Origin of the sequence: Pedobacter agri (assembly GCF_032678665.1) — a bacterium.
In the GTDB taxonomy this organism is placed as follows: Bacteria; Bacteroidota; Bacteroidia; order Sphingobacteriales; family Sphingobacteriaceae; genus Pedobacter; species Pedobacter agri_A.
Map to the genome: position 1 here is coordinate 129,982 of NZ_JAVTSH010000007.1, position 17,793 is coordinate 147,774.

Consider the following 17,793-nt stretch of genomic DNA (forward strand, 5'->3'; position numbering starts at 1 on the left):
TATTATTTCAACCATCTCTCCAGCTTTAAGTTGAAAGGTTTACATCCTTATCGATCATGGTAAAATCTACCTGATCACCGGTATGTTCAACGCTGAATTTTAAAACACCCCCAATTCTTCATACCGACTACATCCGTTTGCATGCTATTATATGATATATTCTTTCCATGATGTAAAGAAATAAATCTAATTGGGTGATGAGCATAAAAATTCCGAAATTTAAAGATTAAATGTCTGATCAGAATCCACCGCTTTTACGAAAGATAATTCATATCGATATGGATGCTTTTTATGCATCTGTAGAGCAACGGGATTTCCCGGAATATAGAGGAAAACCGATTGTTGTTGGTGGGAAACCGGATAGTAGAGGTGTAGTGGCAACTGCGAGTTATGAAGCCAGGCAGTTTGGAATAAAATCGGCCATGTCATGCAGCAAAGCTTATCAGCTCTGCCCTACTGCTATTTTTGTTTATCCCCGCTTTGATGCTTACAGCTCCGTTTCAAAATCGATCAGGGGAATTTTTAGTCGCTACACAGACATTATAGAGCCACTTTCTTTAGATGAGGCATACCTTGATGTTACAGAAGATAAATTAGGTATCGGTTCGGCCATTGATATTGCAAAATCCATCAAGGATGCAATTAAAAATGAATTGAATTTAACCGCATCGGCTGGTGTTTCCATTAATAAATTTGTGGCAAAAGTTGCTTCGGATATGAATAAACCGGATGGACTTACCTTCATTGGTCCATCAAAAATTAAGGCTTTTATGGAGAAATTGCCTGTAGAAAAATTTTTCGGCGTAGGAAAGGTCACCGCTGCAAAAATGAAAGCAATGCAAATCCATACGGGTTCCGATTTAAAGAATTTGAGCGAATCTCAGCTTCTTGCCCAGTTCGGGAAATCGGGTAAGTTTTACTACAAAATCGTTCGTGGAATAGATGACAGGCCCGTTCGAGCCAATCGGGAAACAAAATCAGTGGGTGCAGAAGATACCCTTGCAGAAGATACCAATGAAGACTCGGTAATGCATGATTTATTAAAACAGATTAGTGAAACCGTTGCGAAACGGCTGGAGAAATATCAGTTAAAGGGCAAAACGGTTACGCTGAAAATTAAGTTCGAGGATTTTAAACTAATTACCAGAAGCCGGTCTTTCCCTTTGGCGATACATAAAGCAGAAAATATTTATGCCGAGGCGATCAAACTATTAAATGATGCAAATATTGGCGCCTTAAAAGTAAGGTTATTAGGCATTACCTTATCTAGATTTTATGATGAACATCCTTCAGAAAAGTCGGAAGATAATCAACTGGAATTTGATTTTTAGTCTCCAGCAAATCATTTAACTTGTTTCTGCGTCACAATGCGATGATCCGGATCTTCCATAATATTTACTTCAATAATCCCATCAGCATCTTTAAGCAATCGCTTACAATCTTCACTTAAGTACTGCAAGTGTAACTTTTTGTTCGCAGTGTTATATTTTTCTGTGAGTTTGTTAAGCGCATCAATTCCCGACATATCGAAAACCTTACACTCTTTAAAATCGATCACCACATTTTCAGGATCGTTGGCCACATCGAATATTTCGTTAAAATTCGCAACTGAACCAAAAAAAAGTGGACCAAGAACTTCGTAATGTTTCACACCATTCTGATCTATAAACTTATTTGAGCGAATCCTTTTTGCACTATCCCATGCAAACACCAATGCTGAAATGATGACGCCGATCAATACTGCAAGCGCAAGATTGTGAAGCCAAATGGTTATAACCGCCACCGATATTCCGATAAAAATATCCTGCTTGGGCATTTTGTTAATGACCTTGAAACTCATCCATTCGAAAGTTCCAATGGCCACCATCATCATTACGCCTACCAACGCCGCCATGGGTACCCGCTCAATAACAGGCGCCCCAACTAAAATGATAACAAGTATAGTAAGTGCTGCAATAATGCCAGAAAGCCTTGCCCTCGCCCCGGCTGATAAGTTTACGAGTGTCTGTGCAATCATCGGGCAACCGCCCATACCGGTAAAAAAGCCATTGGCGATGTTGGCAATACCTTGTGCGATGCTTTCTCTGTTTCCATCTCCTTTACTTTCCGTAATCTCATCAACCAGATTTAACGTTAGTAAACCTTCAGTTAAGCCCACCCCAGCCATAATTAAACCATAAGGAAAAATAATTTTTAAGGTTTCTAGTTCAAAAGGAATTTTCGGAATGTGAAATGGCGGGAACCCACCACTTACCGAGGCGATGTCTTTAACCAGTTTAGTGTCGATTCTAAACACCAATACAACGATAAAAACCACAATGATCGCTACCAGAGAAGCTGGAACAGCTTTTGTTATTTTCGGCCACAACACTACAACCAGAATAGTTAAACTTACCAAAGCCAGCATTATATAAAGCGCTGAACCGCTTAACCAGGCCGTGTTGCCATTCACAACGGTTTTAAATTGCTCCAGCTGCGACATGAAAATGATTACCGCTAGCCCATTCACAAAACCAAACATGACTGGTTGCGGAACGAGTCTGACAAATTTGCCAAGCTTAAAAAGACCAACAAGAATTTGTACGATACCCGCTAACGCCACCGCAGCGAATACATATTCAATACCATGACTTTTCATCAAAGCAATTAATACGATTACCGTAGCACCAGCTCCGCCAGAAATTAAACCCGGCCTACCGCCCAGTATTGCCGTTACCAAACCCATAATAAACGCCGCATACAATCCTGTCAACGGAGGAAAGCCTGCCAGGATTGCAAACGATAATGATTCGGGAATCATGGTCATCGCTACGGTTAGCCCAGCCAGAATTTCGATTCGGTAATTTATGCTCTTCGAAAAATCGAAAAGTTGGAGATAAGGTTTCATTACTGGATAATTACAGCTGCAAATATCAACTATTATAATGAATTCAGCTTATCGCCTAAACCTAATATGGTGGTAAAATCAACAAAAAAACCATCAATTTATTGATGGTTTAATGAAATTTACTTTACCTGCTGCTTTAATTCTTTTTTGGTAAATTCCTTTTTAATGATTTCGGGCAGGTATGATGCGGTATATTCCTGTTGTGAAGTTAATATGGCGTCGGCATTTCCATCTGTACAAAAATGTGGAGTGATAAATCCGTAAAGACTTTTTGTAGTGGCCATGGTTTTGTTTCTCACATTTTCAAAATCTGCAGACTTGAGGTACATCAGCAAAATAGATACACCATAAGAATTGCCTCCATTTGATTTGCTGTTCAACCCAAGGGTAGTGCCCGGATAAACGGTTTGTCCGACCTTAACTGCAAAACTCCCTTTCTTGAGCCCTCTGTAGCTGGCCAATGTACCATCAGCATGTTCAATAATCAAATCGTTGATTTTACTGGTATAGGCTACGCCATCAACAGATTCTGAATCGTATAAATCTTTCACTTCGACTACCACACCTTTACGGATGGCGGTAACCGTATCTTCTTCTTTTGTAGAAAATCGATACACTTTCCAATCTTCGGGTGTAGTATTTCCAAAATAAGTAGCATTTACAAAAGATGACTCCACAGCCCTCACCCTTGCTCCATTTTTAGCTGGCAAAGTATATACAAAAGCAGCATTATATTTTGGATTCAACTTTCCCCTGATCGACGAATAACTGTAAGAAGAAAAACCAATTCCCTGATCTTTATTTGTAGGAGTTAAGGTTGTAGCGTTTCCTGAATAACCTCTTGTTTCAAACTTGCGGTTTCCTGGATCAGCGGCATTAGTTAACTGATCAAATTTTAACACCACGGTATAAAACCCTGGATCTGTTTTGTCGAAATTGAAAGTTACACTCTTGTCTGCATTCACTTTATAAGACAATTTTACCGGACTTTCTTGCGCAGCTGCACAAAAACAAATAATTGCTGAAGCAAAGAAAACTGCCAGCCTTAATCTGAAATTCATCATGTGATCGATCGTTAATTTGCTGCAAATTAGAAATTAACGCCTTATCAGTCAAATTAAATTTAATGCGGGAAAAAATATTATTGGTGTGTTTTGAGCCACTCTAATCTTCTTTGATCTGGCAAATGCTTTACTTTGAAATTTTCAAACTTTGCTTCAAAACCTTTTCCATCCGGACTAGCCGCCATCAAACCAATCATTACCGGAGTATTATCCTGTAAAGGCGCATTACGTGTCATGATGTAATGCTGATCATCTAACGAATAAAAAATTTCAACAGCATCTAACCTTCGCACCACTTTAATCCAGATAAAAGGTGGCACTTTTTCCAAAGGCAACACACTCCAATCGCTTTTTTCATGCGTCACCACCGTACTCACATTAAATTTTCCATCAACAAACTCAACACCTGTTTTGATGTAGTTTCGATGATCAATCCTTAGCATCAAACCCATTTGATCGAAACGTGCTTTGTAGGCACCGGTGAGTTTTACTTTCGCTTCAAATTCTCCACCATAGGTTCCGTAGTAAAATGGCGCATCATCAACGGTAAAACCATAATGAGAGATTCTCCAATAATCACTATTTGGCGTTACCTGCATCAACAGGCTATTATTTTTAATCTCCCACTTTTCGGGTTCATTAAACCATTGCATCTTTTCGAGACTTTGCGCATGTATTTTGTTTAGGCTGAACAGCGTGGTTGCGAGGAGTAATAATTTCTTCATGTTGATCATATCATATTTTAATTGCCCGGATGTTACCCGAAACATTTGATCGCAAAGCTATCTAAGCTGCAAGCCAGATTCAATGGTCATAAATAACCATTACCTTTGTAAAAGATGAGAAAAATACTTGACACGAAACTTCTGGCCCAAACTTTTGAATTCAACCCCACACCTCACCTGATGTTGGATCATGCCAAATCGATGGCCAGGATGTACAGCATGATGGAAAATTGCATCAGTGTTTTAAGTGATTTAAGGGCAAGAAAAAGTTACATCTTTAACGGCGCAGTAGCTGAGCTGCTTGGATTGTCGGCTGATGAGACTGAAATTACTTCCATCTGGGAAGATGAGTTGTTAAACAAAGTACACCCAGAAGATTTGCAAAAGAAATACAAGCTTGAGTTTGATTTTTTTCAGTTACTAACCACCATTGAGGTTGATCACCGCACAGATTATCAGGTCATCACTAAACTAAGAATCAGAAAAAAAGATGGAAAGTATACCTTTGTGCAACACCGTTTGATTTATGTTGCCAGCTCAGCAGATGGCAGCGTTTGGTTAGCACTTTGCCTCTATAATATAATTTATGATCATCCTGAATTTGAAATCCCGCAGGGAGTGATTATCAACAGCAGAACAGGTAAAGTAATTGATGATTACGAAGACCGGTTTGGAACATTGTTATCGCTACGCGAAAAAGAAATTTTGCAACTGATTAAACATGGTCACAGAAGTAAGGAAATTGCAGATAAATTGTCGCTAAGCATTAATACCGTAAACCGCCACAGGCAAAATATATTTCGAAAGTTAAAGGTAAACAACGCTATGGAAGCCTGTAGGGTTGCCGAAAATACAGGATTATGATCCGGACAACTATATTGTTATTTCTTAACCAATGAAAGTAATTTCTTGCCACCCATCATGATAGGGATTGCAATTAAACCACCAACAATGCCAGCCCCAAATTCTTTTATAGTAGATTGAAGATTCGGCAAAACATGATGCATAAATTCGATATTGTGGACGAAAATACCGCCGGCTACTAATATTAAGGCAATGGTTCCAACTACTGCTAACACTTTGATAATGATAGGAAGCGCTTTAACCAGCAAGTGACCCAAAGAGCCAAAGAAACCTTTATCGTTTGAACGTTTAATAAGTTTGTAACCTGCATCATCCATGCGTACAATTAAGGCTACAATGCCATAAACACCAACGGTTGCCAAAATAGCAACTACCGATACAGTTAAAATCTGAATAGCTAAAGATTTATCTAGTACGCTCCCAAGCGCTATAATTACAATTTCAATGGAAAGGATAAAATCAGTTAATACTGCCGATTTTACTTTTGCTTTTTCAGCTTCGGCATCATCTTTTATTACCTCAACGGCAGCTTCATCTTTAGGTTTCGATTTGTGGAAGAAATATTCGATAATCTTTTCTACACCTTCATAAGCCAAATAAAATCCACCCAAAATTAATATAACTTTAATGGCTATGGGGAAAAATGCCTGAAGTAATAAAGCTATGGGAACAATGATCAATTTGTTTAAAAAAGACCCTTTAGTAATTGCCCACAACACAGGTATTTCTCTTGAAGCTAAAAAACCAGTAGCTTTTTCTGCATTTACGGCTAAGTCATCGCCGAGTATGCCGGCGGTTTTACGTGTAGCCAGTTTGCTTGCCATGGCCACATCATCCATTAAAGCACCTATATCATCTAAAATCGCAAAAAAACCTGAAGCCATTGTATCTTATAATTATGCCGCAAAATAGAAATTCGATTTCAGATTAAAAGAATAAAACGGTTATCTTTTATTTAATTCTTAAAGAAGATTAGCTAAATGATTTAATAAAGAAAAGACAAAACACGCGGCAATGGGTATTGGCCCTACGCGTGAAAAGATTTAAACCAAATGAGAGATTATTTGTCATACGGTTATGTTCAAAAATCATACGTCATCAATGATGCTAAAGTGCATTTTGGCCTTTATTTTTATTTTTCAGGTTTCTATTACAAAAAGCTTATCACAACCAATCAGTTCCAAGCTTCAGTTGATGCACTGGACAATTGCTGGGGTTGAAAGAGAAGCTTTGGTATCAATTCCAACTACCGCAAAAACAAACGCAACTCCGGTTATTTTAGCTTTTCACGGACACGGAGGAAATATGACAAACCTGATGAAGAGCAGGGCTTACGAAAAGTTTTGGCCAGAGGCCATCATTGTATATCCACAAGGGCTGAATACTCCAGGACAACTAACGGATCCGCAAGGAAAGCGGTCTGGATGGCAAAAAATGCCTGGAGATATGATCGACAGAGATCTTATTTTCTTTGATGCCATGATGAAAACCCTTAAACATGACTATAGAGTTGATGAAAAGCGTGTTTATGCCACAGGACATTCAAATGGTGGCGGTTTTGTTTATCTGCTTTGGGCTGCAAGGGGAGACCAGTTTGCGGCTTTTGCACCATCGTCAGCGGTTGCTGGCAAAATCGTTAAGTTGCTTAAACCAAAACCTGCGATGCACATTATGGGAGAAAATGATCCATTGGTGAAACCTTTATGGCAAAAACTCATGTGTCAGGAGGTAATGAAAATAAATGGATGTACCGAACAGGGAAATTTTTATGCTCAAAATGCGATAATTTACCCTTCCAAAACCAATAATCCTTTTGTATGGTATTCACATGCCGGTAACCATACTTATCCGGCAGCTGCCGATGAAGTAATCATTAAGTTTTTCAAAGAAAATTCGAAACCTTAAACTAGATTTTTGCTAAACCCTAATAACGAAAAAGGATACCTGATCAGATTAAATTCAAGCTGCTGGGCTTCCCGAATACTCGGGATCATAACCCCAGCGTCCTTCTGATTAATCCCGTAAATACGTGACGCTAACCCAGCCGAGCTAGAAAAAAAAATGAAAAATAAAGACAAAAAAAAGCCCCACTCGGACGGAGTGGGGCTTGGCTTGAATTTTCAAGCTCCTTCTGCTGGGCTTCCCGAATACTCGGGATCGTAACCCCAGCAACCCTCTGATTAATCCCGTAAATACGGGACGCTAACCAGCCGAGCTAGGATCCCAGTAAGTTTGTCTCCACCAATTATCCTTTCGATAAGTTGACGACTTTTTTGTTTTTTAATAAATTTTTCAATTTTCATGGCTTCAGCTGCTATATCCCCACATTCAAAAGCCGCAGATAAAACCCAGGGTCTATGCTTTGAGGTATAGGTATTTCGATCGCTGCTATTATGTTCATTTAAGCGTTTCTCAACATTGTTTGTATAACCAACATAATATTTATCAGCGCTTTGGGAGTAAAGAATATAGATGTAAAACATAACATCAATATAACAAAAAAGCCCCACTCGGACGGAGTGGTGCTTGGCTTGAATTTTCAAGCTCCTTCTGCTGGGCTTCCCGAATAATCGGGATCATACTCCCCAGCAACCCTCTGATTAATCCCGTACTTACGGGACGTTAACCCAGCCGAGCTAGAAAAAAAATGAAAATTAAAGACAAAAAAAAAGCCCCACTCGGACGGAGTGGGGGCTTGGCTTGAATTTTCAAGCTCCTTCTGCTGGGCTCGAACCAGCGACCCTCTGATTAACAGTCAGATGCTCTAACCAGCTGAGCTAAGAAGGAATATTTTCTCGCATCTTCTTTCCCTCTGATTAATCCCGTACCTACGGGACGCTAACCAGCTGAGCTAAGAAGGAATATTTTTCCTGGTTATTGGTAAACTTACCAAAATCCTTTGGCAATTTTGTCATAAAAAATCCCCACATTACTGTGAGGATTTTGCTCCCTCTGCTGGGCTCGAACCAGCGACCCTCTGATTAACAGTCAGATGCTCTAACCAGCTGAGCTAAGAAGGAATATTTATTCTGGTTTGTAAAAAAAATCGCTAAAATCCTTTAGCATTCTTAACTCTGATTAATCCCGCAAGTGCGGGACTCAACCAGCTGAGCTAAGAAGGAGTGCTGGTTGTTTCCTAAAACGAGGTTCTGTGTGCTTTGCAGCTTGCATACCCTTGTTCGTTTTGGGAATGCAATATTAGGGCTTTTAAATTATTTATGCAATATTTGCAGTGAAAAATTTTTAAAAAAATTCAAAATAAAATATATGAGTCTGATAATCATAGGTACTGTAGCTTTTGATGCTATTGAAACTCCTTTCGGAAAAACGGATAAAATTGTAGGTGGTGCGGCAACATATGCAAGTTTAGCTGCTTCCTACTTTTATAACAAAGCAAAAATCGTGGCAGTTGTAGGAGATGATTTCGCAAAATCGGATATAGATACGTTTAACAAACACGGCATTGATACCGAAGGCTTACAAATTAAAGCTGGCGAAAAGTCGTTTTTCTGGTCGGGAAAATACCATAACGACATGAACAGCCGCGATACTTTAATCACTGAATTAAATGTATTGGAAAATTTTGACCCGATTATTCCGGAAAGCTACCAGGATTGCGAATATTTAATGTTAGGCAACTTAACACCGCAAGTACAGCAAACGGTAATTAAACGTTTAAAAAACCGCCCGAAATTAATCGTAATGGATACGATGAACTTCTGGATGGACATTATGATGGATGATTTATTAGAAACCATCAAATTAGTAGATGTTTTAACCATTAACGACGCTGAAGCACGTCAGCTTTCTGGCGAATATTCGTTAGTTAAGGCCGCCAAGAAAATTCTTGCAATGGGACCAAAATACCTGATTATTAAAAAAGGAGAACATGGCGCATTATTGTTTCACGAAGATCAGATTTTCTCTGCTCCGGCATTGCCATTGGCTGAAGTGTTTGATCCAACAGGTGCAGGCGATACCTTCGCAGGCGGTTTTATTGGCTATTTAGCAAAAGTTGGAACCATCAATTTCAACAACATGAAAAACGCAATTATTTACGGCTCAGCATTGGCATCTTTCTGTGTAGAGAAATTTGGTACAGAGAAATTGTTAAACCTAACCGAAGAAGAAGTTGCAGCAAGAATTCAGCAATTTGTAAGTTTAAGTTCGTTCACAATCGAAGCTTAATTTGGTATAAAGATTTAGCCGCAGGTTTGCCGATTAAAAATAATCTGCAAACCTGCGGCTTCTTATTTAGATCATTTTGGCTATGGGCATAAACTTCTCAAAAACCGCCTCAGTATGCGGCGCATCGGGCAATTCATCTGTTAAATCTTGTCCGGCCCAATGCTCATAATGTTTTCCATTTCGCCATAAACGGCTCTCCGTCATATCGTAAATCAGGCCTTTGTAAGCTACCCAAATCTGCGGTTTGTCCTGTCCGTTCCGCAAAGCAAGTTGTTGTTTGGTGTAAACCGGTAAATCCATTTATTAATTTTTCTAATGTTTAGCAGCGCAGTTGTTGTGCAAAGTAATAACTTTCTTCCCGCTTTCCGCTTTACTTCGTGCCCGCTTCAATCGGGGCTAAATGGCAAAATTTGCTTTTCATTTTTCGGGTTGCAAGGTGCAGAAACATCGTTTTTAAACCTGACAACAGTGGAAATACTTGTTTGCAGCAGTTGCCACAAATATGCTTTCATGTTGCCAAAAAAGATTGAAACGAATGGCAGGACCGAGAACCGCCAAACACTTCTGCCCTTTCATTTCCAAAAAATCTTAAGAAAGTTCTTTATTAACTGCCCTGCTTTTAAAATACTCATATAAATAAACATTCATTAAAAGTAACGACATTAAATAGAAATGATCTTCGAAAGGAATGGTGCCGACCCTGAAATTTAAGTTTTCATTATTATTATAAATTACCACCGGAATGGCTGTTAGAAAGCCATTAACGATATAAAAAGGAATTAATGAAACCAAATATGCCCGGTAAAATTTGTACATAAACCTCAGTTTATGATTTACATATTCTACTGCAAACAACACCACGAACAAAAAGCCGAAGTTAATAAGTGTGTACCAACGGCTGTAGCCGAAAAAAAGAATGGCGAAACAAATTCCAAGCAGGGCATGGCTTACGGCCAAACTGTATTTTTGCAATTCATTTTTAGGGAAATAGGCATTTAAACATTCATAGATAAAAATGCAGGCATATGGCACAGTCAGGAAAAATAACATTTCCTCTAACGGTAATCCCCATAAGCTTATGCCAACCAAATAATCAGGATTAAAAGACCACACGTTTAGCTTGACAAACAGCAAATCCCATATTAAAAAAATGATACCCGTTATTAAAATGGCGGGCACTACAAATTTCCATTTGCTAAAAAAGTGTACCTTCTTATCAAACGACAATATGAATGGAAAAAAAATAACAGCAATATTTATGAGGAGATAAATGTAGTTCATTTAAATAAATTTCTTTAAAATTTTAATTTCTTCGGCGGTACAACGTTTACTATCGATCATAAATTTAGCAACACTTTTTATTAAGCCATCATCAGCTATTCCAAAATTGCGGTTTTGGTAATGTTTTATAATCTCTTTCCGATCTACATTCAAATCTTTACTAAAACCCAGAAAACCAGGTGTAAAATGCTCTATTGAAAAGCGCATGAAACGGATTTCTAAATTCTCTTTATCCATGTCGATAGCTTTTTGCATGGTTCTCAAAGAAACTTTAACGTATTTTATTTTATTGTAGGGGTTCCATGCGTGTTTTGCCTTTAGCGCTTCCAAAGTTCCTAAATAAGCAGTAAGAAGTCCTGATCGGTTCGGTAATTTCGAAAGTTTCTCATGCAAAGAATCTGTAAGCTTAGAACTTTCTACCGCCTTAACTAAATCGCTCTTTAAAACCGCAATTTCTTTGCCCGACAGTTGAGCTTTGCAAATGGATGTTGAGACCAGAAGCAGGAGAAATAAAATACTATTTTTAATCATGTGTTGGGGCAAAGGTAAGAATAGGGAATTGGTTTAATAGATCGTTGATAAGATGTATACTTCTTATGATAAAGGTCATTTATGCTACCTATTTACCCTTCATTAATTATCCTGTTTATTGAAAACGAACTTCTGCCCGCCTTGCTTTAAAGTCATTTCTTTTTTCTCTAAATTAAATTCTAAAACAATTCCTGCACCATCAAACTTAAATACACCTTTCGATACAGCTTCTATTGGAAATGCCGATTGACCTGTTGCCTGAGCGGTTAATGTACCATTGTTTTCAGCAATCATCATTTTAAAAGGAAGTATTTTATTGACATAAACACCTGGATAAGCCTTCAATTCTTCGGCAGTTAATTGCATTGCTTTAAAATTGGGTGTTTTAAACGGCATCCCATTGCTAATTTGCAATACCGCAATATTAATATCATTTAAGGGATAGTTTAGGCCATTTATGCAAGACGCAATCGAGATGCCGCTTTCTTTAAAATTGTAAACTGCGCTGTAACTACCATAAGTACCACCATTATGCCCAACACCTACCTGGCTGTAAAACGGAACGCTGATTAAACCCATACCAAAACTATTTCGACCATTAAAAGTACTCATCTGAGCATAACTTGCCTTACTGATTAGTGTGCCTGTTGATAATGCATTTATAAAGACGAGCAAATCTGCAGGTGTAGATAAAATATCGCCAACACCAATTACATTCGGAAAGTAGATATCTTTAATATCACTCCAGTTCTTAATCATTCTATAAGGTTTAGCTTCCTCTTTTCCGAGGTTGTTCGCTATTGAAGAAAAGGTATTTTTTAGATTTATCTTTTTTACAATTCTTGTTTCCAACAGCTTGCTATACTTTTTACCAGTTATTTTTTCGAGAATGTAACCCATTAACAAGTAACCCGAGTTACTGTATTGCTGCTTTTCTCCGGGAGCGAAATGCAATTTCCGCTTAGCAATCGTATCCAGCAATTCTGCTGCCGGATGCGGATTGGTAATCCAATCTTTATCCACAACATCATTCACATAATCCATTAAGCCACTGGTATGTGACAGTAAATTCCTGATCGAGATCTCTTCTGCCCTCGGCATCTGAGGAAAATATTTAGATAATTTGGTATCTAAAGATAGCTTGCCTTCATCAATAAGCTGGAAGACCATTACAGCTGTAAACATTTTAGAAATTGAGCCTATTCTATATTGTGTAGCCGAACTGGCTAAAATGCTATCTGGACTTAAAGCGCTATACCCTATAGATGTTTCATAAACAATTTTACCGTTTTTAGCGACGGCAAAACTGCCCATGCTTTTATTTTGATCCTTTAATGCGTAAAAAAAGCTGTCTAACTTTTTCGTATCAATCTCCTGAGCAAAAGAATTTAACATGAAAGCAAAAGTGAAAAGTGAAAATATAGCAGCGGATCTCATAACGAATTTGAATTTAATGACTGATTTTAACGGATATGTACAATAAAATAAGGAATGCCACAAAATAACATTTCAATGCTACATTAAAAACTTTATATCATTTTTAATAAGGTGAAGCAAATTAGACCAAACAAAACCATCAAAAATTCTTTTATTTACATTATGGATAAAAAACCAACGGTAACCATTATTGGTGCTGGTTTCTCAGGGCTTTCTGCTGCTGCACTTTTAGCTAAAGATGGCTTTGATGTTACTGTTTTAGAAAAAAATGAAATGGCCGGAGGTAGGGCCAGAACATGGGAAAAAGATGGCTTTATTTTCGACATGGGTCCGAGCTGGTATTGGATGCCTGATGTATTTGAAAATTTTTATCAAATTTTCGGAAAAACCACTGCTGATTTCTATCACTTAAAAAGATTGAGTCCATCTTATAGGATCTATTTTGGAAAAGAAGATACACTTGATGTGCCATCCACACAAAGAGAACTTTATCAGCTTTTTGAAAGGTTGGAGCCCAACAGCAGTACCAAGCTTGATTCTTTTTTAAAGCAAGCCAAATACAAATACGATGTTGGCATGAACGAATATGTGTTCAAGCCATCACACAGTGTAATGGAATATTTTGATCCCCGCTTGGCCATCAGCGGCATTAAACTGCAACTGTTGGGCAATATGCGTAAACATGTACATCAGCTTTTTAAAAATGAAAAACTGCGTAAGCTGTTGGAGTTTCCGGTTTTATTTTTAGGTGCCACACCACAAAACACACCTGCTTTATATAGTTTAATGAATTATGCCGACTTGATTCTGGGCACCTGGTATCCTATCGGAGGCATGCATAAAATTGTAGCTGCCATGCAAACCATTGCCGAACAGCAGGGTGTAAAATTTGAATTTGATACCGAAGTAAAAAAAATTGTAGTTAAAAATAATGTTGCAGAAGAGGTAATCACCGATAAGGGGAACTTCAAAACCGACTTTTTAATTGGCAACGCAGATTATCATCACATTGATCAACACCTGTTAGACCAAGCTTACCGAAATTATGATGAAAAATATTGGGAATCCAGAACCATGGCTCCCTCCTGTTTGCTATTTTATATTGCCTTAGATAAAAAATTACAAAACATACTTCATCATAATTTATTTTTCGATGAAAATTTCGATAAACATGCAGAGGAAATTTATACTGATGCCAAATGGCCGGCCAAACCTTTATTTTATGCTTGCTGCCCATCGGTTACGGATGAGCATGTTGCTCCTTCGGGATGTGAAAATTTATTTTTTCTGATCCCCGTTGCGCCGGGATTGCAAGACAGCGAAACCAAACGCGAAGAATATTTCAATCTGCTTGTTCAGCGTTTCAAAGATTTAACCGGAAACGACATTAGCAAAAACATTCTTTTTAAACGAAGTTATGCCATGAATGATTTCGTTGCAGATTACCATGCCTACAAAGGAAATGCATACGGACTGGCAAACACTTTGAAACAAACGGCTTTTTTGAAACCAAAAATGAAAAATAACAAGGTAACAAACATGTTATATACCGGACAATTAACCGTTCCAGGCCCTGGAGTGCCTCCAGCTATCATCTCAGGTCAAGTGGCAGCAAAAGAAATAATAAAAAAGTTAAAAAAAGCTTGACAAATTTAAAATTTCCCTTATCTTTATATCCACAAAACAAAAACACTGCAAATAACCTTTAAAACGCAATATTGTTCGAGGTTTGCATTTGTTTCGAAACGAAAGAGAAGGCGAATTGTTGAAAGCAAACATAAGAATCAACTAACCAAATATATGATAAGCAAATAAGGCCCGGAAAATATCCAGGCCTTTTGCTTTACACGATTTTTTTTGCAGACTCTATAATATTCTTTACAGTTAAATATTTACCAAACTTTATGGAGTGCAGATTTACCTAGACTATCTAAAAAGATTAATTTGCTGCACTGCTATCATTCAAAAAAATATCATAAAAAAAGTCTCAATTTTCATTGAGACGTTTCTGTTTTTCATTTGATGTGTTTTAAGCCACTTCAGAAAGGGCAGTATCTTTAGCGTATGTTTTTAAGTATTTTTTCAAGATTCCTCTTGCTACGTGAATACGGGTTTTAACGGTACCGATTGGAATTTGTAGTATATCTGCAATTTCATGGTATTTATAACCTTCGAAGTAGCGGATAAAAGGCACGTAATATTCTTCTGGCAATTGCGCCAATGCTTTATCGATATCACCAAGCACAAATTTACTTTCTGCCTGATTTTTTGTTGCACTGTATGATAAGTTTGCCGAAGAGATATCTTCGCTTTGCGTAATCAAGGTATTTGTTTTAACTAAACGACGGTAGTTATTGATAAAGGTATTTTTCATGATGGTAAATAACCAACCTTTCAAATTCGTACCTTCTTTAAACTTATTGTAATAAGTGATTGCTTTCAACATCGTATCCTGAACTAAATCATTTGCATCTTCCGCATCTTTAGTGAAGTTTAAAGCATATGATCTTAATGATACTGAGTGATGGTTAACCAGATGGTTGAATTCAAATTTTGTCATGATATGTAGCTTTAGGTAAGATTAAAAAAATGAATTGATGTTCATTCGTGATAACCTAAACAAACTTAATACCAACTTTTTCTGGCACAGGCTTAAAAGTTTAAAACCCGTTTAATACGCATTTTCGTCACAGAATATTTACTTCGCGTTCTAAAGTGACTCCAAAAGTAGACTTTACACTGTCTATAATCTGTTCAGAAAAATTGAATACTTCTGAGCCCGTTGCCTTGCCATGGTTTACCAGTACCAAAGCCTGATTTTTCCATGTTCCGGTTTGACCGATTATTTTACCTTTCCAACCACATTGCTCAATTAACCAACCTGCGGCAAGCTTAATCCTATTGTCGGCTGTTGGATAATGTACCACATCAGGGTGTTTAGCTACTACTTCCGCAAACTCATGTTTATCAATTACCGGGTTTTTAAAAAAACTGCCGGCGTTTCCTATGGTTGAAGGATCTGGCAGTTTACTTACCCGGATATGCGAAACCGCAGCAGAAACATCGGCAATAGTTGGCTCTTCTATTCCTCTGTTTTGTAGTTCAGCTTCAATTGCGCCATAAGATGTATTGATAGCAGGCTGTGTAGATAAACGGAAAGTTACTGATGTGATGATATATTGACCCTTAAACTCACCCTTGAAAATACTTTCGCGGTATCCGAAATGGCAATCGCTGAAATTGAAGGTTTTGATTTTTCCAGTCTTTATTTCAAAAGCTGTACAGCTTTCAAAAACATCTTTAAGCTCAATACCGTAAGCACCAATATTTTGAATGGGCGATGCACCAACTGTTCCGGGAATTAAACTTAAATTTTCTACGCCTGCAAAATTGTGTTGAACACAGTAATTTACAAAGTCGTTCCAAACTTCGCCTGCACCCGCAGTAACCAAAATATGCTCACCATCTGCTATTGATTCGATTCCCTTGATGCTGATTTTGATAACTAACCCATCGTAATCTTTTGTGAAGAGCACATTACTTCCTCCACCGATAATTAGAAGCTTTTGCGATTTGGTGATCTCGTTTTCAAATAAACTTTTTAAATCTGCTTCAGAAAATATCTCTGCGAAATAACTTGCCTTAACATCGATACCAAATGAATTATAGGGCTTAAGCGAAATGTTTTCCTGAATTTGAAGCATATTGATTTTGTGTTTGCCCACAAAAGTAAATAAAAAGGGGTGATATCATCAATCAAATCACCGGAGAGGGAATGGATTAATCCACAATTTCCGTAATCGCCTTATCAAAATTAAAACTGATCACCTCTCTTTTAACGTCTTTTATCCTAACGCCCGATAACTTCCAGCCCACAAACTGCTTTGTTTTTGCAAGTTCAAGCAATTGATAACGTCTTTTGGTAAGCGCAGCACTAATTAAACCAACACTATCTGATTCCTTTTGGCTGAGATGTTCAATCTGACTTTCTAAAACAGCAAGTGTGTCATCTAACTCATTGCCTTTTTTAATACTGTCTGCGTAAGCCTGAGGATGGATGTTATAAAGACTGTCTAATGAGGCTTCATCGAAATTTAGTTTTTGATCTGAACTTTCATATTTTGATTCAACCAGTTCAATTGCCCGGTCTTTATCTGTTTTTTTTGAACAGGAATAAATTAACAATGTCATCATCAAAAGATAAATGATTTTTTTCATATCAGAAGTTTATAAATGTTAGGGAGCAATTTGGTGATCTGCATTTAACTGTTTAAAATATCCTTTCTTACAAACAACAAACCAAAAGCTTTGCTTTTTTCTTTCCCTTGATTTTTGTGGTGGATCTTATGTGCCTTCCTCACGGCTTTTAAATAGGCATTATTGCTTTTAAAAGTTTTGAATCTGCGGTGAACAAACCAATCATGAACAATAAAATAAATTAAGCCATATAGCGTAATCCCCATTCCGATGAAAAATTTTAAACCGAAATTTTTGCGATCAATGTACATCAAGTAAAGCGATAGCCCTGCAAAAAGCAAAGCGAATAAATCGTTCCACTCAAAAAATGAATGTGTTTTTTGATGATGACTTTTATGCATAAACCAAAGTGGCCCGTGGAATAAATATTTATGGATAAACCAGGATAGACATTCCATTGCTATAATGGTGAACAGTAAGATAATTAAGCTTGTAACTACATTCATTAAGGGTAAATCTACATCGTAAATATATAGAAACCAACGAAAAGCGTTTTTAATGTCATTACATTGTAAGCTTATGACAATTTATCAATCAATCGATTAACAATTAAAATTTT

At 37.5% G+C, this 17,793-nt stretch carries 18 protein-coding genes and 2 tRNA genes; 5 read left to right on the forward strand and 15 right to left on the reverse strand.

All coding sequences use genetic code 11. The annotated features are described in order from the left end of the window. Nucleotides 1-230 precede the first annotated feature (230 nt). Nucleotides 231-1,331 carry a DNA polymerase IV gene (gene dinB / locus R2Q70_RS15380; protein ID WP_316808446.1) on the forward strand — a complete coding sequence of 367 codons (1,101 nt, stop codon included), beginning with the start codon at nt 231-233 and terminating at the stop codon, nt 1,329-1,331. Nucleotides 1,332-1,342: 11 nt separating this feature from the next. Here dinB and R2Q70_RS15385 read toward each other — a convergent pair whose 3' ends face one another. The 3 genes from R2Q70_RS15385 to R2Q70_RS15395 all read right to left on the reverse strand — a co-directional run bounded on the left by R2Q70_RS15385 (nt 1,343) and on the right by R2Q70_RS15395 (nt 4,676). After that, a complete protein-coding gene (locus R2Q70_RS15385; RefSeq protein ID WP_316808447.1) occupies nt 1,343-2,887 on the reverse strand; it encodes a SulP family inorganic anion transporter in 1,545 nt (514 codons plus the stop codon). A 119-nt stretch (nt 2,888-3,006) separates the two neighbouring features. Beyond that, entirely contained in the window at nt 3,007-3,951 is a 945-nt protein-coding gene (locus tag R2Q70_RS15390; protein ID WP_316808448.1) for a M23 family metallopeptidase, read from the reverse strand. A 77-nt stretch (nt 3,952-4,028) separates the two neighbouring features. Continuing rightward, nucleotides 4,029-4,676, reverse strand: coding sequence for a DUF1349 domain-containing protein (locus tag R2Q70_RS15395; protein ID WP_316808449.1), 648 nt, complete (start codon nt 4,674-4,676; stop codon nt 4,029-4,031). A 114-nt stretch (nt 4,677-4,790) separates the two neighbouring features. On the opposite strand from R2Q70_RS15395, the gene R2Q70_RS15400 reads away from it, so the two are divergent. Next, nucleotides 4,791-5,540 carry a LuxR C-terminal-related transcriptional regulator gene (locus tag R2Q70_RS15400; protein ID WP_316808450.1) on the forward strand — a complete coding sequence of 250 codons (750 nt, stop codon included), beginning with the start codon at nt 4,791-4,793 and terminating at the stop codon, nt 5,538-5,540. Between the two features lie 17 nt (nt 5,541-5,557). Here R2Q70_RS15400 and R2Q70_RS15405 read toward each other — a convergent pair whose 3' ends face one another. Continuing rightward, nucleotides 5,558-6,424, reverse strand: coding sequence for a DUF808 domain-containing protein (locus R2Q70_RS15405; RefSeq protein ID WP_316808451.1), 867 nt, complete (start codon nt 6,422-6,424; stop codon nt 5,558-5,560). A 217-nt stretch (nt 6,425-6,641) separates the two neighbouring features. Between R2Q70_RS15405 and R2Q70_RS15410 the strand changes: the two genes are divergently transcribed. Continuing rightward, complete coding sequence (locus R2Q70_RS15410) at nt 6,642-7,445, forward strand: alpha/beta hydrolase family esterase (RefSeq protein ID WP_316808452.1); 804 nt, start codon at nt 6,642-6,644, stop codon at nt 7,443-7,445. Between the two features lie 275 nt (nt 7,446-7,720). On the opposite strand, the gene R2Q70_RS15415 is transcribed toward R2Q70_RS15410, so the two are convergent. The 3 genes from R2Q70_RS15415 to R2Q70_RS15425 form a co-directional block, all read right to left on the reverse strand. After that, on the reverse strand, nt 7,721-8,083 hold the full coding sequence (locus tag R2Q70_RS15415) for a GIY-YIG nuclease family protein (RefSeq protein ID WP_316808453.1): 363 nt from the start codon (nt 8,081-8,083) through the stop codon (nt 7,721-7,723). Nucleotides 8,084-8,253: 170 nt separating this feature from the next. Beyond that, nucleotides 8,254-8,327, reverse strand: a tRNA-Asn gene (locus R2Q70_RS15420). 159 nt (nt 8,328-8,486) lie between these two features. Continuing rightward, nucleotides 8,487-8,560, reverse strand: a tRNA-Asn gene (locus R2Q70_RS15425). Between the two features lie 247 nt (nt 8,561-8,807). Between R2Q70_RS15425 and R2Q70_RS15430 the strand changes: the two genes are divergently transcribed. Further along, nucleotides 8,808-9,728: a PfkB family carbohydrate kinase gene (locus tag R2Q70_RS15430; protein ID WP_316808454.1), complete on the forward strand. Its 921-nt coding sequence runs from the start codon at nt 8,808-8,810 to the stop codon at nt 9,726-9,728. A gap of 66 nt (nt 9,729-9,794) precedes the next feature. Here R2Q70_RS15430 and R2Q70_RS15435 read toward each other — a convergent pair whose 3' ends face one another. The 4 genes from R2Q70_RS15435 to R2Q70_RS15450 form a co-directional block, all read right to left on the reverse strand. Beyond that, the gene (locus tag R2Q70_RS15435; RefSeq protein WP_316808455.1) at nt 9,795-10,028 is read right to left on the reverse strand and encodes a cytochrome b5 domain-containing protein; all 234 of its coding nucleotides are present in this window, start codon (nt 10,026-10,028) and stop codon (nt 9,795-9,797) included. A gap of 288 nt (nt 10,029-10,316) precedes the next feature. Then, on the reverse strand, nt 10,317-11,009 hold the full coding sequence (locus R2Q70_RS15440; RefSeq protein WP_316808456.1) for a lycopene cyclase domain-containing protein: 693 nt from the start codon (nt 11,007-11,009) through the stop codon (nt 10,317-10,319). Continuing rightward, nucleotides 11,010-11,540 (reverse strand): hypothetical protein, encoded by a 531-nt coding sequence (locus R2Q70_RS15445; RefSeq protein ID WP_316808457.1) that lies wholly within the window; start codon nt 11,538-11,540, stop codon nt 11,010-11,012. Between the two features lie 102 nt (nt 11,541-11,642). Beyond that, nucleotides 11,643-12,977 carry a serine hydrolase domain-containing protein gene (locus tag R2Q70_RS15450; protein ID WP_316808458.1) on the reverse strand — a complete coding sequence of 445 codons (1,335 nt, stop codon included), beginning with the start codon at nt 12,975-12,977 and terminating at the stop codon, nt 11,643-11,645. Nucleotides 12,978-13,139: 162 nt separating this feature from the next. On the opposite strand from R2Q70_RS15450, the gene R2Q70_RS15455 reads away from it, so the two are divergent. After that, nucleotides 13,140-14,624, forward strand: coding sequence for a phytoene desaturase family protein (locus R2Q70_RS15455; protein ID WP_316808459.1), 1,485 nt, complete (start codon nt 13,140-13,142; stop codon nt 14,622-14,624). Between the two features lie 382 nt (nt 14,625-15,006). Here R2Q70_RS15455 and R2Q70_RS15460 read toward each other — a convergent pair whose 3' ends face one another. The 4 genes from R2Q70_RS15460 to R2Q70_RS15475 all read right to left on the reverse strand — a co-directional run bounded on the left by R2Q70_RS15460 (nt 15,007) and on the right by R2Q70_RS15475 (nt 17,680). Further along, a complete protein-coding gene (locus R2Q70_RS15460) occupies nt 15,007-15,537 on the reverse strand; it encodes an RNA polymerase sigma factor (RefSeq protein WP_316808460.1) in 531 nt (176 codons plus the stop codon). Between the two features lie 127 nt (nt 15,538-15,664). After that, on the reverse strand, nt 15,665-16,681 hold the full coding sequence (murB, locus tag R2Q70_RS15465; RefSeq protein WP_316808461.1) for a UDP-N-acetylmuramate dehydrogenase: 1,017 nt from the start codon (nt 16,679-16,681) through the stop codon (nt 15,665-15,667). A gap of 76 nt (nt 16,682-16,757) precedes the next feature. Next, a complete protein-coding gene (locus R2Q70_RS15470) occupies nt 16,758-17,195 on the reverse strand; it encodes a hypothetical protein (RefSeq protein ID WP_316808462.1) in 438 nt (145 codons plus the stop codon). A 44-nt stretch (nt 17,196-17,239) separates the two neighbouring features. Further along, nucleotides 17,240-17,680, reverse strand: coding sequence for a sterol desaturase family protein (locus tag R2Q70_RS15475; RefSeq protein ID WP_316808463.1), 441 nt, complete (start codon nt 17,678-17,680; stop codon nt 17,240-17,242). Nucleotides 17,681-17,793 lie beyond the last annotated feature (113 nt).